The following is a 25,347-nucleotide window of genomic DNA, read 5'->3' on the forward strand; positions in this document are numbered from 1 at the left end:
TTAAATAATGATTTCGCACATATATAAATACAAAAGATGGGAGCCTTATTTATGAATAACAATCCACCTTCAACGCCCCCAAATCCAACGGAAACGAATAATAATGAAGTGAGCTTACAAACGTTACGCGTTATTGGGCTAATTGTACTGATTAGTGGCTACATATTAGTAACGCTTTCTGAAGTAGGCACATTAAAAAATCTTTTGCTACAGCCTAGTACTACTCCAAATTTAGCTGAAGTTGATCCGTTCTAAAAATTATATAAAAAGCGAATCCCAGTATAACTGGTTCGCTTTTTATATAGTTTCATCCAATTTGAGAAACATTTCTCTCATCCTCATACTTCTCTTTCCCTATCGCTTTCATAAATAGTAAAATACTGCTCATACCAACGATAAAGTACAGAGCACTCATGCCCCAAGAGGCAATAAATGAACCTAGCATAACACCTAATGCCCCGTTCATTTTTGCCACTTGAAAGACCATTCCGTTAATCGCCATATAAGAACCTCTTGCCTCATTTGGCACCATATCTGCCATAATAGATTGACGCACTGGCACATACATCATCTCACCTACCGTTTGGAAAAGCCCTGCAATTAATAAAATCCATAAGCTATTGCTCGTTCCGAGTATTGTAAATCCAATTGTATAAATGAATAAACCTACATATAAGATTTTCAAATCGTTGAAGCTTTTCAGCATTTTAATAAGAAGTGCTGAACATAACACAACTAAAATTGTATTCTCTGCAGAAATCCAGCTCAGCATGCGAATCCCTGTTAAATCAAACGTAATACCATTCCCGAATAAAAAGTGCACCGTTTCAAATTCCTTCTGCAAGCGAACACCTAAATAATTATTAATTTGAAACTCTAAAGACAATGTACATATACTCGCTGCACAAAAAATTAAAAATGCTTTATCTTTCATCACGACTTTATAACTATCTGCCATACCTTTTAATACATTTTTCTTCTCTACTGTTTTTCTCACTACATACACTTCTTCCATATATACAGTCATCACATATAAAGTAATAATTGCAACAAGCGTTAATACGATAAACAATTGCAATCTATAGTTTTCAAATAGTAACCCACCAAATATTGCTCCAATCGCAATGGATAAATTAATAGCCCAATAATTAATGCTATACATTACTTTTCGATTTTCAGGTGTACTCACATCAATTAACATCGCCTCTGTCGCAGGATTCATAAGTCCAGATCCTAAACTATTCACTAGCATAAAGATAAATGTTAACCACGGTGAATCTACATAATCCGAATTCGCAACTCCCATACAAGCAATAGAAATGACTTGTATACTTTGACCGATAATCATAACCTTTTTACGCCCAAGCCGATCCCCAACATATCCACCGTATAAACCAATTACTAATGAAGCTATGACATTAATGAGTAGTAAAGCACCAGCAATCGCACTACCTAACTTTATTGAAAAATAAATCGCCATAAATGGAAAAATCATCGTGGACACAGTACGTGTTAAAAACGAAGTTATAATTCTAATTTTTATATTTCGATGCATACTCCAAAATCCCATTGTTTCCTCCTCCTTATGCTTACTTATTTTACTTTGAAAAAAAGGAAGAAAAAGGTTAGAATATTCTAAAGAGTTTCCCCTTTTATAGATAGAAGGAAGTGTATATATGAAAATTATGGACTATTACATTAGACTAAGACTACATGCACAAGATCAAAAACATATACAAAATAGCTTACAAGAATTAGCGGATGTTTTATATTGCAGTACGAAAAACGTAAAGATTTTATTAAAGAAAATGAGCGAGGAACAATTAATTAGCTGGACTCCAGGGCGAGGCCGCGGAAATAAAACGGAAATTCTATTTATACATAATTTCGTAGAAGCGATTGAATCCTATACAGATGAACTGTTAGCGCAAGAAAAATTAAAGGATGTTTTTCTTCTTTTAAAAGAACCTCTACCCCTTGCACTTCAAAAAAAGATAGAAAATAAACTACATCATCATTTTGGATACGAACCTTCAAATGATATGTACGACGTATTAAAGATTCCTATATCGAGAAAGATATTCCCATTAGATCCGGCTTTTGTGGCTGTAACTACAGAGAGCCATCTTACGAGTCAAATTTTTGATACGTTAGTCGTCTATAACGATGTTACTGAAAAAATGGAGCCTCACATTGCGCATACGTGGGAATTAAGTGAAGATGGACTTACGTGGACCTTTTATTTACGAAAAGATATATATTTTCATAACGAAACAATTTTAACTTCTAAAGATGTACAATTTTCATTTGAAAGACTAAAACAAGTTCAATCCCCTTTCGAATGGTTAACAGAAGAAATTATTCAAATTGAAACACCATCACCACTGCAAATTCGATTCCATTTAGCAAAACCAAATTTATTTTTCTTACACTATGTAAGTTCCATGCAGCTCGCAATTTTACCGCGTGATACGAGTATTCAAAATCATCATTATATAGGTACTGGACCTTTCAAACTTGCTCATTACTCTGAAGATAATATCGTACTCGAAGCGTTCACCCATTATTTTAAAGAGCGCGCGTTATTAGACCGTATTGAATTTTGGGGTATTCCTGACCATGTGCAAATAGATGCTGATTATGAACTACCAAACGAAGAGGAAAATGAAAGGCATGATATACAAATAGAAGAAATAGGTTGTATTTATGCTAGCTTCAACTTTAAAAAACCTGGTCCTCATCACGACATTTACTTTCGAAAAGCTTGGAGAGAACTATATGATGTTGAAATGATACTTCGTAACATAGAGGGTAGACGGACAATTGCTGCATCAAGCTTCTTCCCTGATAGAAGCCGCCTTGCAACAAGAAGATCCTACTCTTTAGAAAAGGCAAAAGAGTATTTGAAAAAGAGTACATATAATGGAGAAACGATACATATTTACTTCTTCGCATTTAAAGATAGTGCAAATGATGCATATTTCTTAAAAGAACGATGTGAAAGTTTAGGTATACAAGTAGCGCTTCACCCATTTCCCGTTTCAGATTATATGGATCGCTCTATTGATAAACATGCTGATATTATTTTCATGGGAGAAGTCTTTGCTGCCAATCATGAAATTGCATTCTTAAATGTATTTAAAAATAAAAGTTGCTTCGTAAATCGGTTCATAGACCCGCACTACGAAAAACAAATTAACTGTTTACTAGATACATTTTTACTAGAAGAAAATAAAGAAAAGCGTTATGAACTCATGTATGAGATTGAAGAGTTTTTACAAGCAGAATACATCATTTTATTTAACTATCACGTTTTAAAAAGAAAAACATACCCTTCTTCTTTAAAAAACGTAACAATTGATTCATTCGGTTGGGCAAATTTTGCGAAGTTATGGATACAGCCATCCACGCATTAAAGTGTGAGTTTTTATAAAAGGAGAAGGTACTACATCCTTAGTAGTACCTTCTTCACATACAAATATAAACTATTATTTAATTACTTCATCTAAGTGATCTTTCAAGTTCAATAAATATTGCTCAATATCCGGATTCTTCACCACATCATAACAAGCAAAACTCTTTAACGGACTCATACCGAGAAACTTTTGCACGCGGTGTAAATGACTAAGCGCTGATTCTAAACTTTCTCCTTCAAAGAACTTCGTCTTATCTCCAAATGCTTTTTCAGGTGCATTCCAAGTTGTAGAGAACATATACTCTTTCTCTTTTAATAAACCACCTGTTCCATATTCATCTGCACCTTTAAAGAACAAACCGTATTCATATACTTCATCCATATACGTTTTAAATAAGCCCGGTACACTAAACCAATAAATCGGTGTTTGATAAATAACAACATCGGCCCATAAAAACTTATCTTGTTCTTCTTTAATATTGTAACCATCTTGAATCGTTGTTGTTTTCACATGATGATTCTCGCCTAATACAGTAACCATATAATCTACTAACGTTCTATTTAATCGTCCTTCCTTTGTACCGTATTTTTCATGTCCATTTATAATAAATATATTTTTCATTACTTTTCTCTCCCCTATATGATCTATCCTTCGGCTATTAAGCCGAGTTGCTGCTGTAGTGTAAGATTATCTTCTAAATGCCAATCTTCCGTTATCTTTCCGTCTTTCACATGTAAAATATCAATTGCAAAAAAATTAATTTTCTTACCATTATGCGTTCCTGTAAAAGAAAGACGGGCTGTTACTTTATCACCAACAACTAATAAGTCTTCAATCTCACAATGTATATCAGGCACAACTTTACGAAAATTTTGCGCTGCAAACTTTAATCCTTCAATGCCTTGTGGTCGCCCTTTCGGCAATGTATTATCGAAAAATTTTTCAGTAACAGTCTGCGGAATAAGTTCCTCCTTACCTGTATCCCAAAATGCATAAAAACGCTGCGCCGCATGAACCATTTCTGTCGCTTCTTTTTTACTTAGTGAGGGATCAATTTTCATTGCTTTTGGCCTTGGCATTTCTTTTAATAACTGGACTTCAGTTTTTTGTTCCACACCACATGCTACAAGCACAATACAAATAACAAACAAACTAAGGAATCCAAATAACTTTTTTATCCCCATGGAAATCACCACCTCCTCATATAAATCCTTTATGTTTCGTATTGCTATTGTATATGCACTAACTTCATTTATGGAAGTAGTGATATTTTTTTCATATAGTTACCAAAAGTATAGTTTTGTGATACTATAAAGCAAATTCATCCAAAAAAATTTTATGGAGGCTTGTTCCATGAACAATATAGATCCAGTTGAATTAACGAAAGGTTTACCTGGCATACCTTGTCCTATCGCTAAAACGCTTGATGTAATTAGTACAAAATGGACATTTTTAATCATTCGTGATCTTCTTATCGAAGGAACATTACGCTTTAGTGATTTACAAAAATCAATGGATGGGATTAGTCCAAAAACATTATCGCTTCGACTAAAAGAATTAGAATCGCAAGGCATTATAACGAGAAAAGTATATCCAGAAGTTCCGCCTCGTGTAGAGTACACATTAACGGATAAAGGAAAACAATTAGAGGGGATTTTTATTGAATTAAAACGGTTTGGGTTAAGTTTATAAAACAAAAACCCCTTACAGTCGTAAGGGGCTTCATTACTTCGCAAAACTTTCAGCCAACTGTTTCTCTCTCCACATAAATGTAATAGCGAGACCAACTATTAAAACAACTCCTGAAAATGCATATGGATAATGAATATTCATATCAAATAATATTCCGCCCATCGCTGGTCCTGCGATATTTCCTAAACTCGTATAAGTCGAGTTCATTCCAGCAACGAATCCTTGCTCTTTTCCAGCTGCTTTTGATAAAAACGTCGTTAAAGCTGGACGAAGTAAATCAAATGCTAAGAAAATGAAGCAAGTAACGAGAAGTACAATCCAATAATTAAAGACTACAGTTGAGACGAATGCTAATACTGCACCTACAATTAAACATATTTGAATTAATACTTTCTCACCGAACATGTCTACCAATTTGCCAAACATAAATACTTGCACAACTACCCCAAAGATTGAACTGATTGTAATAATTGCTGCAATATCTTTCGGCGAGAAACCAAATTTATGATCTGAGAATAAGCTAAACACAGTTTCATACGCCGATAATCCGAATGCGAGTACAAATACGATAATAAATGCAATTGCATACATTGGATGTAATGATTTCTTTAAATCACCAATAAAACTTGATTCTTTCGTATTAGAAGAAATCTCTGCAAGTTCTTCTTTCGTTAACGGTTCTTTTAAAATAAAGATTGAAATCACACATGCTATAAAAGCAATTGCTGCTGCAACGAAAAACGGCACACGTATACCGTATTCTGCAATAAATCCGCCGATTCCAGGCCCTATAATGAATCCAGTACTAATAGCCGCAGATAAGTATCCCATCGCCTTTGGACGTTCCTGAATAGATGTAATATCCGCAACATATGCCGTAACACCAGGCATAATAAAAGCAGCACTAATTCCGCCTAATACCCTTGCCACATAAAGCATCCACACATCTTTTCCTAATCCAAAAAGAAGCTCTGAAACACCAAAAATAAATAATCCAATGATTATCATTTTCTTCCTACCGTAAAGATCAACCCATCGGCCTGTAATAGGTGAAGTAATGAGCTGTGCCATTGCAAACACTGCAACGAGATATCCCATCGTCTTCCCTGTTAAATGCATATCATTCATAAAGGACGGCATAACCGGAATGATTAATCCAATCCCTAAAAAAGCGATAAATATATTACTCAAAAGAATAACCAATACCATCTTTTGTTCTTTTATCGGTTTCTTCACTTTTTAACACCTCTTCCCATAAGTTCCTCTCAAAAAATAATACCCAAGAAGCTTTTTCTTTATCCTGCTCTTTGCGGGCTAGTAATGAGTGAGGATGCCTCCACTCATTAGAATTTCACTCTATCCTTCTACACATACATAAGTATTAGGTGAATGACTATCATTCAGTTTTCCTCAAAAATGAACCTACCTTTTCAGACAGGTTCATCTTACTACTTCTTTATATGTAGTGCATGTGTTAAAAAATCTAGTACTTCTGCCTTTTGCAAATCCACTTGCTCATCATCTTTATGATCATATAAATAAACTTGTTCCGCTGCTGATTCAACAAGAGCGATAAATAACTTCGCTGTTCGCTCTGCGTGAACCGAATCACGAATTTCACCGGCTTCTTTCGCCTCACTTAAAAATTCGCTTAACCACATATAAAGAGGCTCATACACAGCTTCCCACTCTTTTATATGTTCAGTAGATGCAAGACCTGCATACATTAAAGCTTGTATTTCACGGTATTCCTCTATAAAGTGAAACACCGCATCGATTACTTGTGCCACTTTATTTGAAAAAGGTACATCTTTTTGTACTTTTTCTTTCACTGCAAGTATCATCTTTTCAACCATCACTTCTGCTATTGCAGGCATAACAGATAGCTTAGAAGGAAAATATAAATAGAAAGTTCCTTGCGCAATGCCAGCTAATTTCACGATATCAGAAATCTTCGTTTTTTCGACGCCCTTTTCCTGAAACACTTCAATAGCTGCATAGACAATTTTCTCTTTTTTATTCATCATCTAAACCCTTTCACACGCATATTGAATGACTGTCACTCATTTTATAAGATAATCGATTGTACTGTCAATGATAGTGAACTCTAAGAGGAAATCATTTTTTTATAATAAAATCTCCTAATAAACAATTAGGAGATAAAAATGCAATATATCTTTAAGAAAGTGCCTTTAATCCTGTCACTCCACATACAATAAGAAACACACTAATGATACGCGCTTTACTTTTCGACTCACCAAACAAGAACATGTTTAACAAAACTGCACCTGCTGTTCCGATACCAATCCAAACCGCATATGCGACACTTACTTGTAAAAATAAGAAGGAAGTATACAAAAATGCGAAGGATGTAGCAAACCCACCGATATAAATTGCACCATTGGCTAATGTCTTATCTTTACTGTACATTTTAAGACCTATCACACCGACTATTTCACTAATTGCAGCACAAAATACGAAAAACCAACCCATCTTTAAGCAGCTCCTTCCACAGTTTCTTCTTTATTATCAGCTAGCTTTAAACCGATAACGCCAGCTACAACCATCACGATAAAAAATAACTTCCCTACACTGAAACTTCCACCGAAAAGAAATACATCCATTAAGAAAGTACCTACCGTACCAGCTCCGGCGAAAACAGCATATACAGTCCCTGTTGCAAGATGTTCACACGCTTTAGAAAGGAAGTGAAAATCAACAGCGATAACTCCTAAAATAATAATCCAATGCCACCAAGTATTGGCTGTATTAAAACCAAACACCCAAAAAATTTCAAAGATACATGTTAATATGACATATAACCAAGCTCTATTTTTCATACCTCTCACCTCTTATGACTGACTATCAGTCATTTTTATTTTAAAAAAATATACTCTTTCATCAATACTATATAAAAACAACTATCATCCTCATTTACCATTGTATTTGTTCCATTTCTAAGCTAACTGCATCCTGTCACATAAAAATGACTGAATGTCATTCATATATATTGTACATGAACATTTTAAAAACTGTCAATGCCGAAAGTTTATTTAAAATTTCTTTCATCTGATTTGTATATTTCTTAATAATCTGTCAATACTGCTAGTAACATAATATTTTCTCCACTCCCCCTTGGAGAGATCCCTTGAATGGAGCAGTTAGCTTTTGCTAGCTGCTCTTTTTTATTTGTCCGCACACTTATGATGAAATACTCATAGATCAAATCCATTTTTCATCACATAACAACCATCTATTTATTTTCCAATAAGTTTTTGTATGCACGAATTTTATTCTCAAGCATCTTCTCTGTAACCTCTAAGTTTTCTCTTTGAATCTGAATAGATTTCCTATGATCTTCTAGGAGCTGTAAACGAGCTTCTGTTGTATGCTCCCCTTCTGTATATAATCTAGCGTATTCTCTTATTTTCGCTATTGGCATTTGCGTTTGTTTTAATTTCATTACAAACTGCAACCACTTTATATGTGACTCTTCGTAAAGTCGATTTCCATTTGTATCACGATTTGCAATTAATATATTTTCCTTTTCATAATAACGTAGTGTATGTGTGCTCACGCCTAATAATTTTGCTACCTCGCTAATTGTGTACATACTAAAACTCCCTTCACATGCTTACCCTCATATATTTTATAACCGTATCAAATTTATAAAAAACGTTTGACTTAGAGTATACTCTAACAAATACAATCTAACCATAAATGAATTTGAATTTAGGGGGATTTTATATGAAATACACTGTTATTACTGGCGCAAGTTCCGGAATTGGTTATGCAGCAGCTTTAGCATTTGCATCTCGCGGAAAAAATTTAGTACTTGTAGCTCGAAGACAAGAAGAATTAAACGGATTAAAATTGAAAATTAACGAAATGCATCCTGAGTTGGATGTTGTCATTCGAAAAACTGATTTATCTGTGACTGAAGATGTTTATAAACTTTATGAAAGCCTACAAGCTTTTCAAATTGAAACGTGGATTAACAACGCAGGTTTTGGTAATTTCGCCTCAATTGCTGAACAAAATTTAAATAAAATAGAGACGATGTTGCATGTCAATATAGAAGCACTAACAATACTCTCTTCTCTTTTCGTTCGAGATTATTCAATGATTGATGGAACACAGCTTATTAACGTTTCATCGGGCGGCGGATACACAATTGTTGCTGATGCTGTTACGTATTGCGCTACGAAATTCTATGTAAGTGCATTTACAGAAGGGCTGTCTCACGAACTGAAAGAACAAGGCGCAAAACTGCAAGCAAAAGTTTTAGCTCCTGCTGCAACTGAAACAGAATTTGCGAAGCGTTCATTTGATATTGATGAATTCCAATATGATAATGTTGTACCAAAATTCCACACTGCAAAACAAATGGCACAATTTATGCTCGACCTTTATGATAATGATAAAGTTGTAGGAATTGTCGACGGTTTAACGTATAACTATGAACTTAAAGATCCACTTTATAATTTTGCCGTGAGACAAAAGAATTCAAATTCTTAATAACCTGTCCATTTCTTATGGAAATATATGTTCCCACTATATATGTAAATAATAGTGGGAACTTTTTCTCTATAAATTTTTCATCCAACATACCGCACCATCGCCACTTCATCACAATAATCCACCTTTGGACAATGTCTACAATCAATCCATACTTTCTCTGGCAACGATTCTTTATTTATAAAATCAAATCCACACTTTTGAAAAAATACTGTTTCATATGTTAAGGAAATTACTCTTCTTACATTTATTTTCGTAGCTTCCTCCATTACATGATTTACGAGCATACGCCCTATCCCTTTCCCTGCATATGTATGCGAAACTACTAACGATCGTATTTCTGCAAGATCTTCTCCTAATACATGCAATCCAGCAACTCCAACAATTCTCTCATCTTCTTTCATAACATATAAACATTGCAAATATTGATAAAGAGACAAAAGAGAACGTGGTAAAACAACTCCCTCTTTTGCATAAACCTCAATAAGACTATAAATTTCTTTCACATCACTCGTCACTGCATTACAGATTTTCATATTACATCCCCTTGCCCCTCAATATTAATATTTATAACTTAAAATGAATTTTAATTCATAATTTTATATAATAATACATCTCTCTTTTCTCCTCGTCAATCAATTTATACAAACAAAAAACCAAGCAATCTAATCGATGCTCGGTTCCTCATTTCGTATCGGCAATACCGTCGAATATTTAATTTCACGAAGTGCTAAACTTGTCTGTATCCTTGTAATACCAAGCTTATTCAACTTTCTAATAAACTGCTCTAGTTCTTTACGATCACGATTTGCAACCTTTAATAAATAATCGTACTCTCCTGTTAAACAGTGACATTCTAACACTTCCGGCATCGATTCTAATTCTTTCTCCAACACTTCCAACTTGTCAAATTGATGAATATTCGTACTCATAAAAATAAAACATAATAAATCAAACCCAAGCTTTTCTTGATTTAAAATCGCAACTTGCTTATCGATGAAACCTTCCCCATCCAATCTTTTTATTCTTGCATGCATCGCAGCCGGTGATAAATTAACGCGACGTGCCAGCTCTGCATTACTTACTTGTGACTCCTTCTGCAATATATCTAAAATTTGTACATCCAAATCATCCAACACTTTAATAACAGACGACTCCATTACAATTCCCCCTTTTTTCTTACCGATGATTATTCGAAAAAACACCTTATACCTTACAAAAAAACTGAATATCATTCCGTAAATATCATTCGCAACTAAAGATTTTATCGAATTTTCACCATTATACAAAAGAATATATTACATAATAAAGAAAAATGCTAAAATTATTTACAATTCGTATTGATTACAAAAAAGGGGATTTTAGCATGCCTTATTTTTACGTCTTTTTACTATTACTAACGAGCTTATTATGGGGAGGAAATTTTGTCGTTGGAAAATCACTCGTCGATCATGCATCGCCGATGACACTGACAAATTTAAGATGGATGATTGCGATTGTTTGTTTATTACCGATGGTATGGTTTAAAGAAAAGAAAATCCTTCCACCACGTACCGCAATACTTCCTTTAATATTGATGGGAATTTCAGGGGTCGCTCTTTTTAACATCTTTCAATTTTTAGCATTAGAAAAAACATCCGCTACGAATGTAGGTCTTATCTCTACATTGAATGCAATTTCAATCGCATTATTTTCAGTATTATTTCTAAAAGAAAAAGTAAATACACTCCAAATCCTATCCATGATTCTTTCATTCTTCGGGGTTATCCTCGTCCTATTAAAAGGTGATTTCTCGCTTTTATTTTCACTACATTTTAATAGCGGCGATTTATGGATGATTGCAGCAGTTTGTATTTGGGGAATCTATTCTGTTTGTAGTAAATGGGCAACAAAAACAACTACACCACTTATGGCAACGTTGTACTCTGGTATTTTCGGCGTTATTTTATTACTACCGTTTAACATAGGTAGCTTCACTGTTTCAAATATAAATACTTCTTTCATCACATCACTTTTATATACTGGGCTTATTTCGACAGTTCTTTGTATGGTATTTTGGAATATTGGCGTACAAAAATTAGGCGCAACTACATCAGGTATTTTTCTAAACTTCAATCCAATTTTCACAGCCATTTTAGCATTCATATTCCTCGGAGAAGAATTAACGTGGATACAAATTTTAGGAACAATTGTCGTTGTAACAGGGTGTTATTTATTTTCTCATTTCAAAACTGTTGCCGTTCAGCCTGTTAGACCTTTAATGCGAAAACATTCTTAATGAAAAAACATCGTCATCTGGGTTGGCGATGTTTTTATTTACTCTTCATTTCTTTTATATACTGTTTTTCCTCTTCTGGCGATAAACGTTCCGTCGCCTTACCAGTATCTCCACCTTGAAGGCTCCATAAAAAGTTATGCTCCTCAACAGTTTGAGAAAAATCTCCTTTTTCCCATCTATTTATAATAGAAAATAACTTCATTTTATATTGAAAACCTGTACTATTTTCAATATCCCTTTTCACATTAGAAATTTCCTTTTTTGTCATCTCTACAAATCCCCATTTTTCAGAGGATTTTACCTTTTGGTGCACCATTTTATGCATAGTAGAAATAATTTCACCTTCACTAATTTGCGGAGCTTCTTCTGCAGCTTTTTTCTCTTTTTCGTTTGCCGCTCGCTCGATTTGAATATTTTCATTTTCTTTTTCCACATATGCAAGCAATTTCTTTCCGCCAACTATAGACGAGAAAATTACTATAATTGTAATGCATATACCTAAGATCCATTTAAAAAGCATTATCTCTTCATCGCTTCCCTAACAATATGACTATCTACATATTGCTTAAACTTCACGATTTTTCCGTTCTCAAGTTGCCATACATGAACAAATTCTGCTTCAAATGATTTTCCTGTTTCTTTATAAACTCCAGAATACATACCTTCAGCAATAATTGCATCTTTTCCGTTTACTTCATGATATGTATTTACCCTTGCTTTATAATCATCCCATTCTGATCCTAAACGGCTAAATACATTTTCCATTATAGCTTCTACGCCTGTATATGTTCCGCCATACGGGAAACCTTCTGCCTCTGTCCATTCCACTTTTTCAGAGAGGGCTTCTGCTAAATGCTTTGCATTCGAAGAAGCTGATCCTTCATACGTGCTTTGAATAATTTCTAAATTTGATTTAGGCATATTACTTCCTCCCGTTTATTTATTTTTACACAAGATGTAACCTATACAGTTACATCTTGTGTAAAAAAATATTTAAATTGTTTCATTCGTAATTCATTAGTTGTAATCATTATAGTTACAATACTTCTTCAAGTCAACATTTATAAATAAAATTTACTTCGTTTTCATTACTTTCTCTTTTAAGAAACGATCTACATATCCTTCTGCTTTTACTACGAATAAATACGCACCCATTGATAATAATGCAAGATCTAATTCATATCCTGGATTCTTTCCATCTCCTAATAAACCTGCTGCTCCATTTACCTTTACGATAGCTCCAGCTAAAATAAGAGCGAATAACAATCCTACATATCGTACACCTAAACCGATAATTAATAATATACCACCAACTAATTCTACAGTTGCTACGCCGTATGCAAGGCCACCTGGTAAACCGATGCTTGTAAACCATCCTGCTACATTATCGATACCTGATTGAAACTTTGCTAAACCGTGTGCAAAGAACGTAACTCCTAACACGATACGAATAATTAAATTCCCAATATATTGATTCATTTTGAACTCTCCTTTTTGTTTTGTTATGGTGAACTTTTATTTACAAGTCAAAACAATACGGTATTTTATTTCATTCGTCAAATACTTTTTTAAAGAAAACAAAAAACATTATCCGTTTTACGGATAATGTTTTCCTACAAAATAGCGCTAATTCAAGCTTTTATTCTATCGCATAGAAAAAGTTGAAACATTTTTCCAGCGCCAATATAAGGCAGTAAAGAAACGTCCTCTTCCACAACTATTCCAACAACATTCACTTTCTCATCTACAGGTAAATCATGTGTAGCAACTTGCATCTCCCCTGCATATCTACCGTACAATTCATTATCAATTGTAATGCTGCCTTTCTTTCTTACAATTGTATGCATCGGCTGTAACACCACTCTATTTCCTTCCCTTGATTCTACAGATCGAATAACATCACGAGCTGGATCTAGTCTATTTGTATGCACTTGCTCCACCACTTTTAATACTTCTTTATCAGTTATAAATGATTTGTAACGCAATGGAATAATCCCTCTACTCGCACTAGCTACTTCTTGCATACTTTCCAAACTTGCGCTTATATCTCCAATCAATACTTTATCAACACCACAATCTTGAACAAGTTCTAAGTACGCTTCAAGCGGGCGCATATTGCGATGTTGTTCTAACGTTGGTAACCCTTCATATAACGGACCACGTTTTTCCGCATCTCCTGGAATAAATGCCATCGTTTTTATTCCGCACTCCTGTAAATATTGATTTTGTTTTTGTAAGAAGGACTTTGCTAGTCCTGTCTCTGGACGTGGATAAAAATTATGCCACGCTTCTACATTCTCTACTCTTATATGTTCTGCAAGTAATTCTTTCCAAAATGGCTTTGTAATCGTACTCGCATTTAAAGCTACTTTCATCTTATGAGATACGCTTGCAATTTCTTTTGGCGCAATGCCGTAATCCATTCTTAAACCGGTAATGCCCCAGTCCAATAGTTCTTCCACATTTTCATATGTTAGCCCTAAATGGTGTAACGATTTTGGAGAAACATCAACCATTAGCTCCATTTCATGTGCAAGAGCTTGTTTCCCCAATATTTGAATTAACTCTTTATACGTATTTGGATCATCTTCTGGAATGTGCAGTGATGTAAAAATAGATGTAAACCCATTTTCCTTCGCTACTTTTAGCCACTCTTCTTGTTTCTCTACTCGTTCTTTTGAAAGATAAATGGAAACTCCGATCATATAAATCTCCCTTTCTATTAATAGAAAAAGAGAAAGGAATCCCTTTCTCTATATGTTTTCTGCCATTTCTTCTTTAAATCCGAAGAAGTACGTAAAGATAAATCCGAAAGCATATGCAATTACTAAACCTAAGAAATAGAGTAAATATTTATTGTCAGCAATTAACGGAATTAAAGATAGCCCTGATACGCCAATTCCAAGAGAAGCTGTTTGCATAACTGCTTGGAATGCACCACCGACAGCCGCTCCTAAACAAGCAGTAATAAACGGTTTCCCAAGTGGTAATGTCACCCCGTATAATAACGGCTCACCAATTCCTAAAAAGCCAACTGGCAATCCACCTTTAATTACATTTCGAAGTCGTTTGTTTTTTGTTTTCACATAAATCGCAATTGCTGCGCCCACTTGGCCAGCACCAGCCATTGCGAGCACTGGTAATAAAGGTGTTACGTGTGTTTGATTAATAAATTCCATATGAATTGGTGTTAAACCGTGATGCAATCCGACCATAACGAGAGGTAAAAATGTTCCCGCAAGTACTGCGCCAGCAAATGCTCCGCCAATATTTAAAATAGCATTAATTCCGCTCGTAATACCATCTGATAAGAAACCTGCTAATGGCTGAATGGCTAACATCGTTACGATACTTACAACTAATACCGTAATGAGTGGCGTCACGATTATATCAACTGCATTCGGCACTGCTTTTCGAACTTGTCTTTCCACTACAACCATAAGCCATGCTGCAAAAATAACTGCAAACAATCCGCCTCTTCCAGGCACTAATGCTTCACCAAACAATTTTACGTTTGCCATCGCCGGGTTGAAAATTAAAATACCAGCAATTGCCCCAAGAACCGGTGTCCCGCCAAATTCTTTCGCTGTATTCCAGCCGACTAAAATTCCTAAGAATGTAAAGATACCGCCGCCAATGAGTAGTAACATTTGTAACCACGTTGCATTTGGATCAGCACCAGCGTTTTTCGCAAAGTTAGCAACCCCGTTTATAATTCCTGACGCAACAAGTCCTGGAATTAACGGAATGAAAATACTTCCTATTTTTCGTAAAAAGTTTTTCACCGGTGTATTATTTTTCTTCTTAATCTCTGATTTCATCTCTTGCCCAATATCTTCAAGGTGATGATCTGCTACCTCACCAATTCGTAGTCCTGTCAAACCTTCCATTTCAGCTGCCACTTTATTTACTGTTCCCGGACCAACGACAACTTGAAGCGTCTCATCTTCTATAACACCCATAACGCCTTCAACTTTTTTCAAAAGGTCCATATTTACTTTACTTTCATCATGAAGCGTTAATCGCAGTCTCGTCATACAATGAGCAATACTACGAATATTTTTTATTCCTCCAAGTTGCTCCGAAATTTCCTTGGCCATTCTCTCTTCTTTCTTCATAATAGAATCCCCCTCCCTATTATTTTATAGTGCTTTCTTCACAAACCCTTTAGCGTATTTTAGTTTCTCCAGTGCTTCCCCATATTCACACTGCAACAACACCATAACAATTGCAGCTTTTACGTTACGTTCTGCCTTTTCATAATACTCTGCCGCTACTTCATAACTAGCGCCTGTTGCTTCCACAATAATTCGTTTTGACCGTTCTACTAACTTTTCATTTGTGGATTGAACATCTACCATTAAGTTTTTATATACTTTTCCTACACCAATCATCGAAGCTGTTGAAATCATATTCAGCACTAATTTTTGTGCTGTACCAGCTTTTAAACGCGTTGATCCTGTTAATATTTCTGCACCTGTTTCTACTTCCACATTTAAATTTGCATATTTACTTATTTCAGCATTTTTATTACAAGAAATACTCGCTGTACTCGCTCCTACGCTCTGTGCGTATTTCAAGCCGCCAATTACGTAAGGAGTTCTGCCACTGGCAGCAATTCCAATCACTGTATCTTTCTCATTTAATCCAATACTTTTTAAATCTTCTTCTGCTAACTCTTCGCGATCTTCGGCACCTTCCACCGCCTTAGTAAACGCTTTCAATCCACCTGCTATAAATCCTTGCACCATTTTATCATCCGTTCCAAATGTCGGCGGACATTCCACTGCATCTAGGATACCTAAACGACCACTCGTACCAGCACCAATGTAAATTAAGCGTCCCTCTTCTTCAAAAGATTTAATAACAGTCTGTACAACCTTTTCAATTTGTTCTATCTCTTTTTCAACTGCTAACGCAACAGTTCGATCTTCTTCATTCATACTTTGCAATACTTCTTTTATGCTCATTTCATCCAGATTCATTGTTTTCTCATTACGATGTTCTGTCGATAAATTTTCTAACATATTTCCACCCTCTTTGAAATTATATTTCACACTTTTATTATAACTTTAAGAAACTAAAAATCAATAACCCTTTCTTATTTTATGAAATAAAATTTCACAACATGACATATTTGTGTCAAAGATAATAAAAAAGATGAGTCTCCTCATCTTTTCTTCTACTTTAACTTCCGTAACCGCAACGCTTCTTCTCGCGTCTCCATAAATTGATCCAATACTTTATTACCAATTCGATTGAAAGTAATAACATATAAAGCATCGATCATATTCAATTGTGTCATTCTCGAAGCAATACTCGCAATACGATGATCTTGTTCTACATCTGGCATACAAAGGCGAATATCCGCTTCTTTATATAGGGGTGATGATTGATCTAATTTCGTAATTCCAATAACAGTTGCACCTTGTCTCTTTGCATACTGCGCCATTTCAAGCACATCTCTCGTTCGACCAGATGTTGAAATCGCAACAAATATATCGCCTTCTTTTAAATTCGTCACAAGCGGCAACATCATATGAAAATCAGATAGCATCATCGCTGTAAATCCAAGCCGTGTAAATTTATACGCCCCATCCATCGCTGGCGTAGCTGATCCACCTACGCCGTAAAATATAATTTTGCCCGCATTGACGATACGATCCGCTGCTTTCTCAAGTTCCTTCTTATCTATCGCAGTAACACTCGCCTCAATTGCAGCTTTATTCACATAAGTAACTTTATTAAATAAATCATACGGTCCATCTTCTGTATTCATCACTGAAAAATCGTTAATATTATAATCAGCAATCGTTAATTCACGAACGAGTGCTATCTTAAATGCTTTAAAACTTCCGATTCCAATCGATTTACAAAAGCGAACGACACTCGCTTCACTTGCGCCTGCATTCGTTGACACTTCTTTCGTCGTTAAATTCGGTACAATCTCTGCATTCTCCATTATGTACATGGCAACCTTCTTCTCAGCTGGTGAAAATTGATCCATATTACTTTCAATTTTAAATAGTAATGTTGAAGCTTTCACTATTTAACCTCCACTTCTTACGGTTGCGTTCACTTATTTTCTCTTGCTTCAAGAAGGTAATAACCATCATCGCCAGGAGGATGAAACACATTTACAATGCGATTCCCTTTTTGATAAACAGTTCTTTCCCCCTCTGTCCACTTCTTTTCCCAACCGTTCATCCAAATCGCAACATCAGGTAAAAAAGCAGTATATTTCAGCTTCTGACCGTACTCACCATCTGCTTCTTCCGAAAAAATAGAAACCGGAAAATCTTTCACTTTTGATTCTTTCCATGCAGTAAATGGTATACATACTGCAATAAGTACGATTACACCGATAACCTTCTCCTTCGTAATCTTCACACTTCCCTCTCCTTGTCATATCACATACATAGATTTTACCATAATTACAAACCCTTCATGCTATATGATCATTGCTTTTGGGAATAAAAAAAGAGCTTACCTACATCAGATAAGCCCTTCCTGTCTATACAAAATATTTCTTCAAAAGTGGCGGTGTAATAATCGTCGTCAATATAACAACAATAACAATCGCTGTGAAATTTTCTTTCGCTAATAAATTCGCCGTAAGTCCATTTGCTGCGATGATAAGCGCTACTTCACCACGTGATACCATCCCCGCACCAATACTGATAGAAGATTGGCGATTAAATCCTGTCAGTCTTGCGCCTAAGCCGGATCCGATTAACTTTGTGAAAATCGCAACGAGAGTCATAATAATAATGAACCAAAGCTGACTTCCAATGCCTTGAAATGTAATTTCCATTCCGATACTTACGAAGAATACTGGAACAAATATTGCATAAGCAATCGGTTCAATTTTATGTTCCACTTCATGCTTATACTCTGTTTGAGAAATAGCAATTCCTGCTGCGAATGCTCCAATAATTCCTGCAATTCCCATCATTTCACTGTAATAAGAAAAAGAGAAGCAAATAATAAGAGCTGCACTAATTAACGCTTCTGTTACACGAAGCGGGACAAGCATTTTCATAATCCAAGGAACGACTTTCCAAGCAATAAAAACAATACTTACAAAGAAAATAATTTTCTTTACAATGACCAGTGTTATATTCACATCTTGCGTTCCTAAAAAACTCATTACAAATGCTAATAAAATAACGACAATGACATCATCAAATACGGCAGCACCTAAAATGGTTGTACTTTCTCTCGTATTCATTTTTCCTAGATCACGTAGCGTCTGCACCGTAATACTAACCGATGTTGCGCAAAGTAATAACCCTAAAAAAATGGCATGGGATTGTATTAATCCAAACAGCAATCCTGTTACATAACCACCGATGAAAGGAAAAATAATTCCACCGGCCGCTACTGCAAACGACGATTTCAAATTCCGATTTAACTCTTCTAAATCTGTTTCAAGTCCCGCCATAAACATAAGTAACAAAACACCAATCTCACTCAATTCATCAATCAGTTCAGAACTATTAATAATACCAAGTACAGCCGGACCGATAATAATACCAACAATTAACTTACCAAGTACAGAAGGCTGACCAAGTCTTACACTAATGTCACCAGCTAATTTCGTACAAAGTAAAATGACGACAAGTTCAAAATAAAATAACATAGCATCTGCTCCTACTTTAACTTTAATCAGTGGGTCGTTAACCCCCGTCCATTTCTGCAAGTAGTTTCCCCTATTGATCCGCATTTTATTTGTCATATTTTTATTTGACAAAATATTCTGAATTATATTAAGATTAATCCAGCAATTTTAAAAAACTACATACCATAACTGCACCTCCACTTCCTTACTTACTCTTTTTTAATGGACTCATACTATAGTCGCAGTTATGGAAATGAAAAAACGGGGGGAGAGTCCAAAGTGAAGTCATTATTACGAAAAAAAGCGCTTAGTACTGAATCACCAAAGCAGCTAGCTAGAACATTAACTGCACTCGATTTAACATTTTTAGGAATCGGCGCCGTAATTGGGACAGGGATCTTTGTATTAACAGGTATTGTTGCAGCAAAACATTCTGGTCCTGGTATTATGCTATCATTCCTTATTGCTGCATTTACTTGTGCTTGTGTAGCCTTTTGTTACGCTGAATTTGCTTCTTCTATTCCTGTCTCAGGAAGTGTGTATACTTACGCATACATGACAGTCGGAGAAGTCGTCGCCTTCATCGTCGGATGGTGTTTAATGCTCGAATATTTACTTGCCGTTGCAGCAGTAGCTGTCGGTTGGTCTGGTTATTTGCAATCATTACTACAAGGGTTCAATATACACCTGCCCGCCATAATCGCCTCGGCCCCCGGCGTAGGAAAAGGTGGTCTCATCGATTTACCTGCTGTCTGTATTTTACTTCTTATTACAGGCCTTTTAAGTTTTGGTATACGCGAAAGCGCACGCATTAATAATATTATGGTTCTTATTAAGTTAGCCGTTATTATCGCTTTTATCGTAGCAGGTGCAAAATATGTAAAACCTGAAAACTGGACACCGTTCATCCCATTCGGATACGACGGTATTATTACTGGGGCTGCCACTGTGTTCTTCGCCTTCTTAGGATTTGATGCAATCGCAACAGCTGCAGAAGAAACGAAAAAACCGCAGCGTGACTTACCAATTGGTATTATCGGTTCTCTTCTTATTTGTACTGTTTTATATATGATCGTATCTTTCGTTTTAACAGGTATGGTTCCTTATACGCAATTAGACGTTTCTGATCCAGTTGCATTTGCATTGCATTTCGTTGGTGAGGATACAATTGCAGGACTACTCGCTGTTGGAGCGATGACTGGAATGACAACCGTTCTCTTAGTCGTTATGTATGGACAAGTTCGCGTTTCGTATGCGATGAGCCGTGACGGTTTACTTCCAAAAGCGTTAGCACGTGTAAATAAAAAAGTAAAAATCCCTTTATTAAATACGTGGATTACTGGCGTTGTTGCTGCTTTATTAGCAGGCCTTTTAGACTTACATTTGCTAGCGAATTTAGTAAACATCGGTACGTTAACAGCCTTTACATTCGTTTGCTGCGCAGTACTTATTTTACGAAAAACACACCCTGATTTAAAACGTGGATTCCGTACACCTTTCGTACCTGTATTACCAGTTGTCGCGATTCTTTGCTGCTTATATTTAATGATCAATTTGTCTAAAACAACATGGATTAGCTTTGCAGTTTGGCTTATGGTCGGCTTATGCTTCTATTTCTTCTACTCTAGGAAACATAGTCATTTAGCTATTGAAAAAACAAATGATGAAAAGAAAAAAGCATAACAAAATAGCTCGCCGTTTTAGCGGCGAGCTATCTTTCTGTACTATTATATTTTTTCGTCAACGATTGTAAAATGAAAAATATGCCGATGCAAGCTGTAAACCATGCCCAATTTCCTATTGGCGTTGCGTATTTCACAATTCCAATACCTACAAGCAATAGGAAAATAATCACCTGATATATGAGCTTCCACTTTTGCATATATTCCCTCCTTTACTTCGTTCCCTTCTTTTTATTCTTCCAGGCATTTAAACTATCAAAGAAGAAATTAATAAATAACGTGCCTAAACCCGCTAATAAAAACGTCATTAAAAATAAAACCCATATACTTTTTTCTTTTAAGAAATAATATCCTACAAGGAGCACAACCGCGATCCATACATATTCAAGAATTCTTTTTAGCTTTTTCTGTTCCAAATTATTCGCTCCTTCATTCTATACTAATTTTAGTATAACAAAAAAGAAGCCTATCATGATAAGCTTCTTTTCTTCTCTCTTATTTGTTTATGCTTTTTTCAACAAGTGAAATCGTATACTCTAATGTACGATTCATTGTTTCTACCTGTGTATCTTTTACTTTTACATCTTTCACTACAGCTTCGGCCACTGTAATTTTTTGACTCAGTGCTTTCACTGAACCGTCCGTTACATTTGCATCTTGCGCTTTTTTCACTACTACTTTTGCAGATTCAATATTGATTTGTAATTTTTCTTTCGGTGTTTTCGGTTGTTCTACTACTTTAGATTGTACAAATGTTACATTAGCTGTTTTTAATTCGTTATATGTTTGAACGATTTGCTCTCCCGTACTTCCTATATTTTCAAACACTTGTTTTGCATTATTATAGCTTTTCTCTAGTTCTTGAAATGCTTCCTTTGAATATTGACCTGGCTTATCACCAAACTCATACGTACCAGCTAACACTTCTTTTACTTTTCCAAGTTCTTCATATAACGCATTTACTTGCTCTAACTTCGTACGGTTAGAAAACTCATTGTACGCTGCTAATACTTCTGAAGAACTTAACGCTTTACTATATAATTTCGCAAGCGCGATTTTACCGTTTAACGGAATACCACCATTGCCGTTACTATCAGGATCCGCTCCAAGTACAAATGGTACATTTGGATGATATACTTTCCCAGTAGCTGGCTGGCTATTTACTTTTTTACCATCTACGTAAATTGCCACTTCACTTCCGTTATACGTTCCTGTTAAATGATACGTTTTGTTCGCTTCTAATTGAACTCCAACACGTTTATAGCTGCCACCAATGTGAGCCCATAATTCAACATATCCACTTCCTGTAGACTCAAATCCAATTCCGCCGCTCTCTGTATTTTGCAAAATACCTTGGCCACGGATTTGATTCATTGAAAATACCGTTTCTAACGTAAATGTATTTGCTACTTTCTCTTTTTGTGCTGCTGAAAATGGAAGGTATCCAAATGTATTAGATTGTCCGTTTAACTTCATAACATTCTTTTTCAATGCTTTATCATATTCAATAGTCACATTGCCCTTCACATCACCTTTTGTTCCAAATGGTGAATTGTCTTTAAATGTACCATCTGCAAAATTCACATCAAAAACATCAGCCTTTGGCACTTTTACATTCGGATCAATATCATCTTTTTTCGTAGTAATTTCTGCCGTTAACGGCTGCACACTTTCATTACCAAACGAATCAATTGCAACGACTTCAAGTGTATATGTTTTCCCGCCATCTAACCCCGCAAGCGTAAACGTAAGATCTTTCGGCACTGGATCACGATAAAACTCTGAGAATGCTAACAATTTATTTTTTATTTCACCCGTTTGCTTATCTCTAGCCTGCACACGGTAAGAGTGAACAAGGAGGTTGTCCAATGCTTGTGGGAATGTTACTGTTGCCGCATTTTCTGTTACATTTGATACAGCAAGCTTTGCATCCTTAGCAAAGTAAGGCTTTTCTTTATCACGATCTTCTACATGTGTAAATGTGTCTTTCTTTGCTGGTAATTTAATTTTCCAAGGCTCGCCTGTCCAAGAATTCGTATGGAAATCACGACGATTAATCGTTACTTCTTTATCATCTACTTCTACTAATAAACCTTGGCTTAACGTACTAGCTCCTGGCGGGATATTCCCTTGTACTTTACCACCTTCAACTTCCATATAACTTACTGAAGATGTACCAACTGATGTAAAGTCTTTTTGATGTATCGATCTCGGATCATCTAATGGATAATGTGAATGACCTGAAAACGTAATAACTTGTGGGTATTCTTTTAATACTGCATTAATTTTTGCGCTATCTTGTGTTCCCCATTCATGACTACCGTATACTGTCTCTTTAATGTGTTGATGTAAAAATACAAAAATCGGTTTTTCTGGATCATCTTTTTGCGCTTTTGCCATTTCTTCTTTTAACCAATTAATTTGCTTGTCCGAATAATAGCCATGAGTTGTTCCATTCTCTGGAGACATAACAAGGAAGTGATAACCTTTTACCACTTTATGATAATAAATTGATTCCATACCTGTTTTTTCTAAGAAACGCTTCTGTGCGCCCTCTACAGATAAACCGTTCCAATAATCATGGTTACCAAGAGAATTCATTCTCACGGCATCTTTATTTGCATTTTCATTATACACTTGCATGAAACGATCATATTGCTGCACTGATCCTGTATCTGTGAAATCACCTACAATAACAAATGCATCTTGCTTTGGTGCTAGTGTATTAAACTGTTCAATCGCTCTTTTCCAGCGAAACGTATCATCTGTTCCACTGTTTTTAATATGCACATCACTTACAACTGGAAAAACTATCTTCTTCTCACTTGATGCCTTTTCTTGCTTTTTCTCTTCCGCCTTGACTGATGTACTCCATGGAAATGATACGAATGCTAATACAAAAACCATTAATAATCCAATAAGGCCTTTTACTTTTCTTAAAGCATTTCTGTCCACGTGAATCCTCCTCATAATAATTGATTCATTACAAGGGCTATTTTATCTAATACATGTTAATGTCGTTTAAATAACAAATGAACTTTATTAGATTTTTGTAAATATACAGTTAATTAGAAATTAAGTTCAACATTACTCGTACTATTGTATACAACCACCTTTTGTCTAAAAGAGTCTGATCATTCTTTTCCTATGACTATTCACATATAATCTTTTCTATAACACTAATGATAAGTTAAGGTTTAAGCCTATTAGACAATCTTAATTTTTAATATTTCCTTCTTTTTTTAACACATCGGCCATGCTTTTACATTTAATAGTAATAAAAGACAACTTAAAAGGAGGGGTTGTATTGAAGAATAAAAAAAATATCGGCTGTTTCGCTCCTTTATCTATTATTTGTCCAGACCCTTGTCCACCGCCCCCTCCTCCAAATCCAAATTGCGAGCGAGTAACAAATGAATTTGCAGGGAATTTCCTCATAACTAATAACACCATCTCCTCTGCCAAAGATACATCACAATTAATGATACTATGGCAAAGTGATGGGATACTACTTATATCAGGTACTGTCTCGGTTTACAATAGTACTAGCAGCAACGAAGCAATTACAATTCAAATCGTTGGAACAGTAACCAATATTTTCACTGTGTTTCCTGGTAATACAATATCGTACACAGGAAAAGACCTACAGTCGATCAATATTATCAATATAACAAGTAATCCTTCACTATATTTAGAAGGCAAGTACTGTTGCGAATTTACATGTTGCTTATAGAATACCAATTTCATTATTTCCTTAATATAAAAAGCATACCGTTCACGGTATGCTTTTTATGAGATTGGATAACGTACTGTAATACAAAACTCTCCTTGATTAACAATCGTTCCTGTCGTAGTAATTCGGACAGTAGTAAAATATCGGACAGTGAAAGTACCACTACTTTGTGGTTGTACAGTAATTGTATCAACCACTGTTGCACCTACTAAAAAATCAACTGTAATCGGGTTGGCACCTACATCATACTTCACGTAACCTGAACCATATACTTCTTGCGTGATATTATTTGTATATACAATTTGAGTACCAGCACCTGTAATAGACCAGTCTGTACATACTTGGTCTTGCACAAGTGTTTTATTAGAACAACAAGACAAACTGGAACTTCTCATTCCCATTTCGAT

31 protein-coding genes are annotated in these 25,347 nt (G+C 35.4%); 7 read left to right on the plus strand and 24 right to left on the minus strand.

What is annotated here, in order from left to right:
- Positions 1 to 51: 51 nt before the first annotated feature.
- Positions 52 to 255 carry a hypothetical protein gene (locus IQ781_RS11310; protein ID WP_001063866.1) on the plus strand — a complete coding sequence of 68 codons (204 nt, stop codon included), beginning with the start codon at positions 52 to 54 and terminating at the stop codon, positions 253 to 255.
- A 52-nt stretch (positions 256 to 307) separates the two neighbouring features.
- Here IQ781_RS11310 and IQ781_RS11315 read toward each other — a convergent pair whose 3' ends face one another.
- Positions 308 to 1,570: an MDR family MFS transporter gene (locus IQ781_RS11315; protein WP_065212388.1), complete on the minus strand. Its 1,263-nt coding sequence runs from the start codon at positions 1,568 to 1,570 to the stop codon at positions 308 to 310.
- Between the two features lie 106 nt (positions 1,571 to 1,676).
- Between IQ781_RS11315 and IQ781_RS11320 the strand changes: the two genes are divergently transcribed.
- On the plus strand, positions 1,677 to 3,416 hold the full coding sequence (locus tag IQ781_RS11320) for an SgrR family transcriptional regulator (RefSeq protein ID WP_000699824.1): 1,740 nt from the start codon (positions 1,677 to 1,679) through the stop codon (positions 3,414 to 3,416).
- A gap of 72 nt (positions 3,417 to 3,488) precedes the next feature.
- Here IQ781_RS11320 and IQ781_RS11325 read toward each other — a convergent pair whose 3' ends face one another.
- Positions 3,489 to 4,037 carry an NAD(P)H-dependent oxidoreductase gene (locus tag IQ781_RS11325; RefSeq protein ID WP_000789191.1) on the minus strand — a complete coding sequence of 183 codons (549 nt, stop codon included), beginning with the start codon at positions 4,035 to 4,037 and terminating at the stop codon, positions 3,489 to 3,491.
- A gap of 23 nt (positions 4,038 to 4,060) precedes the next feature.
- The gene (locus tag IQ781_RS11330) at positions 4,061 to 4,600 is read right to left on the minus strand and encodes an ester cyclase (RefSeq protein WP_139847169.1); all 540 of its coding nucleotides are present in this window, start codon (positions 4,598 to 4,600) and stop codon (positions 4,061 to 4,063) included.
- Positions 4,601 to 4,769: 169 nt separating this feature from the next.
- Between IQ781_RS11330 and IQ781_RS11335 the strand changes: the two genes are divergently transcribed.
- Positions 4,770 to 5,108 carry a winged helix-turn-helix transcriptional regulator gene (locus IQ781_RS11335; RefSeq protein ID WP_001059470.1) on the plus strand — a complete coding sequence of 113 codons (339 nt, stop codon included), beginning with the start codon at positions 4,770 to 4,772 and terminating at the stop codon, positions 5,106 to 5,108.
- Positions 5,109 to 5,141: 33 nt separating this feature from the next.
- Here IQ781_RS11335 and IQ781_RS11340 read toward each other — a convergent pair whose 3' ends face one another.
- The 5 genes from IQ781_RS11340 to IQ781_RS11360 all read right to left on the minus strand — a co-directional run bounded on the left by IQ781_RS11340 (position 5,142) and on the right by IQ781_RS11360 (position 8,721).
- A complete protein-coding gene (locus IQ781_RS11340; RefSeq protein ID WP_000742952.1) occupies positions 5,142 to 6,344 on the minus strand; it encodes an MFS transporter in 1,203 nt (400 codons plus the stop codon).
- Positions 6,345 to 6,556: 212 nt separating this feature from the next.
- Positions 6,557 to 7,135, minus strand: a complete 579-nt coding sequence (locus IQ781_RS11345; RefSeq protein ID WP_002025356.1) for a TetR/AcrR family transcriptional regulator — start codon at positions 7,133 to 7,135, stop codon at positions 6,557 to 6,559.
- A 151-nt stretch (positions 7,136 to 7,286) separates the two neighbouring features.
- A complete protein-coding gene (locus tag IQ781_RS11350) occupies positions 7,287 to 7,601 on the minus strand; it encodes a DMT family transporter (RefSeq protein ID WP_000539671.1) in 315 nt (104 codons plus the stop codon).
- Between the two features lie 2 nt (positions 7,602 to 7,603).
- Positions 7,604 to 7,948 carry a DMT family transporter gene (locus IQ781_RS11355; RefSeq protein WP_000796022.1) on the minus strand — a complete coding sequence of 115 codons (345 nt, stop codon included), beginning with the start codon at positions 7,946 to 7,948 and terminating at the stop codon, positions 7,604 to 7,606.
- A gap of 413 nt (positions 7,949 to 8,361) precedes the next feature.
- On the minus strand, positions 8,362 to 8,721 hold the full coding sequence (locus tag IQ781_RS11360; protein WP_000288065.1) for a MerR family transcriptional regulator: 360 nt from the start codon (positions 8,719 to 8,721) through the stop codon (positions 8,362 to 8,364).
- Between the two features lie 134 nt (positions 8,722 to 8,855).
- On the opposite strand from IQ781_RS11360, the gene IQ781_RS11365 reads away from it, so the two are divergent.
- Positions 8,856 to 9,626 (plus strand): SDR family NAD(P)-dependent oxidoreductase, encoded by a 771-nt coding sequence (locus IQ781_RS11365; RefSeq protein WP_000878068.1) that lies wholly within the window; start codon positions 8,856 to 8,858, stop codon positions 9,624 to 9,626.
- 80 nt (positions 9,627 to 9,706) lie between these two features.
- On the opposite strand, the gene IQ781_RS11370 is transcribed toward IQ781_RS11365, so the two are convergent.
- A complete protein-coding gene (locus IQ781_RS11370; RefSeq protein WP_000686665.1) occupies positions 9,707 to 10,162 on the minus strand; it encodes an N-acetyltransferase in 456 nt (151 codons plus the stop codon).
- A 129-nt stretch (positions 10,163 to 10,291) separates the two neighbouring features.
- Positions 10,292 to 10,786, minus strand: a complete 495-nt coding sequence (locus IQ781_RS11375; protein WP_000446097.1) for an Lrp/AsnC family transcriptional regulator — start codon at positions 10,784 to 10,786, stop codon at positions 10,292 to 10,294.
- 206 nt (positions 10,787 to 10,992) lie between these two features.
- Here IQ781_RS11375 and IQ781_RS11380 point away from each other — a divergent pair, with 206 nt between their 5' ends.
- Positions 10,993 to 11,904, plus strand: coding sequence for a DMT family transporter (locus IQ781_RS11380; RefSeq protein WP_001146242.1), 912 nt, complete (start codon positions 10,993 to 10,995; stop codon positions 11,902 to 11,904).
- A 34-nt stretch (positions 11,905 to 11,938) separates the two neighbouring features.
- On the opposite strand, the gene IQ781_RS11385 is transcribed toward IQ781_RS11380, so the two are convergent.
- The 9 genes from IQ781_RS11385 to IQ781_RS11425 all read right to left on the minus strand — a co-directional run bounded on the left by IQ781_RS11385 (position 11,939) and on the right by IQ781_RS11425 (position 19,642).
- On the minus strand, positions 11,939 to 12,424 hold the full coding sequence (locus IQ781_RS11385; protein ID WP_000897975.1) for a PRK06770 family protein: 486 nt from the start codon (positions 12,422 to 12,424) through the stop codon (positions 11,939 to 11,941).
- Entirely contained in the window at positions 12,424 to 12,825 is a 402-nt protein-coding gene (locus IQ781_RS11390) for a nuclear transport factor 2 family protein (RefSeq protein ID WP_001126706.1), read from the minus strand. The genes IQ781_RS11385 and IQ781_RS11390 overlap by 1 nt, the downstream gene beginning before the upstream one ends.
- Positions 12,826 to 12,978: 153 nt before the next feature.
- Positions 12,979 to 13,383: a DoxX family protein gene (locus IQ781_RS11395; protein ID WP_001077751.1), complete on the minus strand. Its 405-nt coding sequence runs from the start codon at positions 13,381 to 13,383 to the stop codon at positions 12,979 to 12,981.
- 152 nt (positions 13,384 to 13,535) lie between these two features.
- Complete coding sequence (locus tag IQ781_RS11400) at positions 13,536 to 14,609, minus strand: DUF871 domain-containing protein (RefSeq protein ID WP_139847168.1); 1,074 nt, start codon at positions 14,607 to 14,609, stop codon at positions 13,536 to 13,538.
- Positions 14,610 to 14,657: 48 nt separating this feature from the next.
- The gene (locus IQ781_RS11405; protein ID WP_000711293.1) at positions 14,658 to 16,022 is read right to left on the minus strand and encodes a PTS transporter subunit EIIC; all 1,365 of its coding nucleotides are present in this window, start codon (positions 16,020 to 16,022) and stop codon (positions 14,658 to 14,660) included.
- A gap of 24 nt (positions 16,023 to 16,046) precedes the next feature.
- A complete protein-coding gene (gene murQ / locus IQ781_RS11410) occupies positions 16,047 to 16,931 on the minus strand; it encodes an N-acetylmuramic acid 6-phosphate etherase (RefSeq protein WP_000892350.1) in 885 nt (294 codons plus the stop codon).
- A 155-nt stretch (positions 16,932 to 17,086) separates the two neighbouring features.
- Complete coding sequence (locus IQ781_RS11415; protein ID WP_000648168.1) at positions 17,087 to 17,950, minus strand: MurR/RpiR family transcriptional regulator; 864 nt, start codon at positions 17,948 to 17,950, stop codon at positions 17,087 to 17,089.
- A gap of 29 nt (positions 17,951 to 17,979) precedes the next feature.
- A complete protein-coding gene (locus IQ781_RS11420; RefSeq protein WP_000704958.1) occupies positions 17,980 to 18,294 on the minus strand; it encodes a hypothetical protein in 315 nt (104 codons plus the stop codon).
- Positions 18,295 to 18,418: 124 nt separating this feature from the next.
- Positions 18,419 to 19,642 (minus strand): cation:proton antiporter, encoded by a 1,224-nt coding sequence (locus IQ781_RS11425; protein ID WP_060852387.1) that lies wholly within the window; start codon positions 19,640 to 19,642, stop codon positions 18,419 to 18,421.
- Between the two features lie 105 nt (positions 19,643 to 19,747).
- Between IQ781_RS11425 and bcaP the strand changes: the two genes are divergently transcribed.
- Positions 19,748 to 21,208 carry a branched-chain amino acid transporter BcaP gene (bcaP, locus tag IQ781_RS11430; RefSeq protein WP_210734248.1) on the plus strand — a complete coding sequence of 487 codons (1,461 nt, stop codon included), beginning with the start codon at positions 19,748 to 19,750 and terminating at the stop codon, positions 21,206 to 21,208.
- A 28-nt stretch (positions 21,209 to 21,236) separates the two neighbouring features.
- Here the strand turns inward: bcaP and IQ781_RS11435 are convergent, their stop codons facing one another.
- The 4 genes from IQ781_RS11435 to IQ781_RS11450 form a co-directional block, all read right to left on the minus strand.
- Positions 21,237 to 21,407 carry a hypothetical protein gene (locus IQ781_RS11435; protein ID WP_001174839.1) on the minus strand — a complete coding sequence of 57 codons (171 nt, stop codon included), beginning with the start codon at positions 21,405 to 21,407 and terminating at the stop codon, positions 21,237 to 21,239.
- A 12-nt stretch (positions 21,408 to 21,419) separates the two neighbouring features.
- Positions 21,420 to 21,623: a hypothetical protein gene (locus IQ781_RS11440; protein WP_000435797.1), complete on the minus strand. Its 204-nt coding sequence runs from the start codon at positions 21,621 to 21,623 to the stop codon at positions 21,420 to 21,422.
- Positions 21,624 to 21,702: 79 nt separating this feature from the next.
- Entirely contained in the window at positions 21,703 to 24,162 is a 2,460-nt protein-coding gene (locus IQ781_RS11445; protein ID WP_139847167.1) for a LamG-like jellyroll fold domain-containing protein, read from the minus strand.
- A 261-nt stretch (positions 24,163 to 24,423) separates the two neighbouring features.
- On the minus strand, positions 24,424 to 24,672 hold the full coding sequence (locus IQ781_RS11450) for a hypothetical protein (RefSeq protein WP_002025365.1): 249 nt from the start codon (positions 24,670 to 24,672) through the stop codon (positions 24,424 to 24,426).
- Here IQ781_RS11450 and IQ781_RS11455 point away from each other — a divergent pair.
- Positions 24,560 to 24,940 carry an S-Ena type endospore appendage gene (locus IQ781_RS11455; protein ID WP_224742169.1) on the plus strand — a complete coding sequence of 127 codons (381 nt, stop codon included), beginning with the start codon at positions 24,560 to 24,562 and terminating at the stop codon, positions 24,938 to 24,940. The two genes, IQ781_RS11450 and IQ781_RS11455, sit on opposite strands and share 113 nt — an antisense overlap.
- A gap of 56 nt (positions 24,941 to 24,996) precedes the next feature.
- Here the strand turns inward: IQ781_RS11455 and IQ781_RS11460 are convergent, their stop codons facing one another.
- On the minus strand, positions 24,997 to 25,341 hold the full coding sequence (locus tag IQ781_RS11460; protein ID WP_139847166.1) for a DUF3992 domain-containing protein: 345 nt from the start codon (positions 25,339 to 25,341) through the stop codon (positions 24,997 to 24,999).
- Between the last annotated feature and the right edge of the window lie 6 nt (positions 25,342 to 25,347).

The organism is Bacillus sp. N447-1 (assembly GCF_022701035.1).
Taxonomy (GTDB): Bacteria; Bacillota; Bacilli; order Bacillales; family Bacillaceae_G; genus Bacillus_A; species Bacillus_A cereus.

Excerpts from the sequence above, each read along its gene's own strand:
- IQ781_RS11350 (WP_000539671.1), bottom strand. The coding sequence starts at position 7,601 with ATGGGTTGGTTTTTCGTATTTTGTGCTGCAATTAGTGAAATAGTCGGT.
- IQ781_RS11335 (WP_001059470.1), top strand. The coding sequence starts at position 4,770 with ATGAACAATATAGATCCAGTTGAATTAACGAAAGGTTTACCTGGCATA.
- IQ781_RS11375 (WP_000446097.1), bottom strand. The coding sequence starts at position 10,786 with ATGGAGTCGTCTGTTATTAAAGTGTTGGATGATTTGGATGTACAAATT.
- IQ781_RS11405 (WP_000711293.1), bottom strand. The coding sequence starts at position 16,022 with ATGAAGAAAGAAGAGAGAATGGCCAAGGAAATTTCGGAGCAACTTGGA.
- IQ781_RS11460 (WP_139847166.1), bottom strand. The coding sequence starts at position 25,341 with ATGGGAATGAGAAGTTCCAGTTTGTCTTGTTGTTCTAATAAAACACTT.
- IQ781_RS11395 (WP_001077751.1), bottom strand. The coding sequence starts at position 13,383 with ATGAATCAATATATTGGGAATTTAATTATTCGTATCGTGTTAGGAGTT.
- bcaP (WP_210734248.1), top strand. The coding sequence starts at position 19,748 with ATGGACTCATACTATAGTCGCAGTTATGGAAATGAAAAAACGGGGGGA.
- IQ781_RS11385 (WP_000897975.1), bottom strand. The coding sequence starts at position 12,424 with ATGCTTTTTAAATGGATCTTAGGTATATGCATTACAATTATAGTAATT.
- IQ781_RS11400 (WP_139847168.1), bottom strand. The coding sequence starts at position 14,609 with ATGATCGGAGTTTCCATTTATCTTTCAAAAGAACGAGTAGAGAAACAA.
- IQ781_RS11355 (WP_000796022.1), bottom strand. The coding sequence starts at position 7,948 with ATGAAAAATAGAGCTTGGTTATATGTCATATTAACATGTATCTTTGAA.
- IQ781_RS11330 (WP_139847169.1), bottom strand. The coding sequence starts at position 4,600 with ATGGGGATAAAAAAGTTATTTGGATTCCTTAGTTTGTTTGTTATTTGT.
- IQ781_RS11360 (WP_000288065.1), bottom strand. The coding sequence starts at position 8,721 with ATGTACACAATTAGCGAGGTAGCAAAATTATTAGGCGTGAGCACACAT.
- murQ (WP_000892350.1), bottom strand. The coding sequence starts at position 16,931 with ATGTTAGAAAATTTATCGACAGAACATCGTAATGAGAAAACAATGAAT.
- IQ781_RS11390 (WP_001126706.1), bottom strand. The coding sequence starts at position 12,825 with ATGCCTAAATCAAATTTAGAAATTATTCAAAGCACGTATGAAGGATCA.
- IQ781_RS11435 (WP_001174839.1), bottom strand. The coding sequence starts at position 21,407 with ATGCAAAAGTGGAAGCTCATATATCAGGTGATTATTTTCCTATTGCTT.
- IQ781_RS11370 (WP_000686665.1), bottom strand. The coding sequence starts at position 10,162 with ATGAAAATCTGTAATGCAGTGACGAGTGATGTGAAAGAAATTTATAGT.
- IQ781_RS11345 (WP_002025356.1), bottom strand. The coding sequence starts at position 7,135 with ATGATGAATAAAAAAGAGAAAATTGTCTATGCAGCTATTGAAGTGTTT.
- IQ781_RS11380 (WP_001146242.1), top strand. The coding sequence starts at position 10,993 with ATGCCTTATTTTTACGTCTTTTTACTATTACTAACGAGCTTATTATGG.
- IQ781_RS11320 (WP_000699824.1), top strand. The coding sequence starts at position 1,677 with ATGAAAATTATGGACTATTACATTAGACTAAGACTACATGCACAAGAT.
- IQ781_RS11325 (WP_000789191.1), bottom strand. The coding sequence starts at position 4,037 with ATGAAAAATATATTTATTATAAATGGACATGAAAAATACGGTACAAAG.
- IQ781_RS11425 (WP_060852387.1), bottom strand. The coding sequence starts at position 19,642 with ATGACAAATAAAATGCGGATCAATAGGGGAAACTACTTGCAGAAATGG.
- IQ781_RS11310 (WP_001063866.1), top strand. The coding sequence starts at position 52 with ATGAATAACAATCCACCTTCAACGCCCCCAAATCCAACGGAAACGAAT.
- IQ781_RS11315 (WP_065212388.1), bottom strand. The coding sequence starts at position 1,570 with ATGGGATTTTGGAGTATGCATCGAAATATAAAAATTAGAATTATAACT.
- IQ781_RS11365 (WP_000878068.1), top strand. The coding sequence starts at position 8,856 with ATGAAATACACTGTTATTACTGGCGCAAGTTCCGGAATTGGTTATGCA.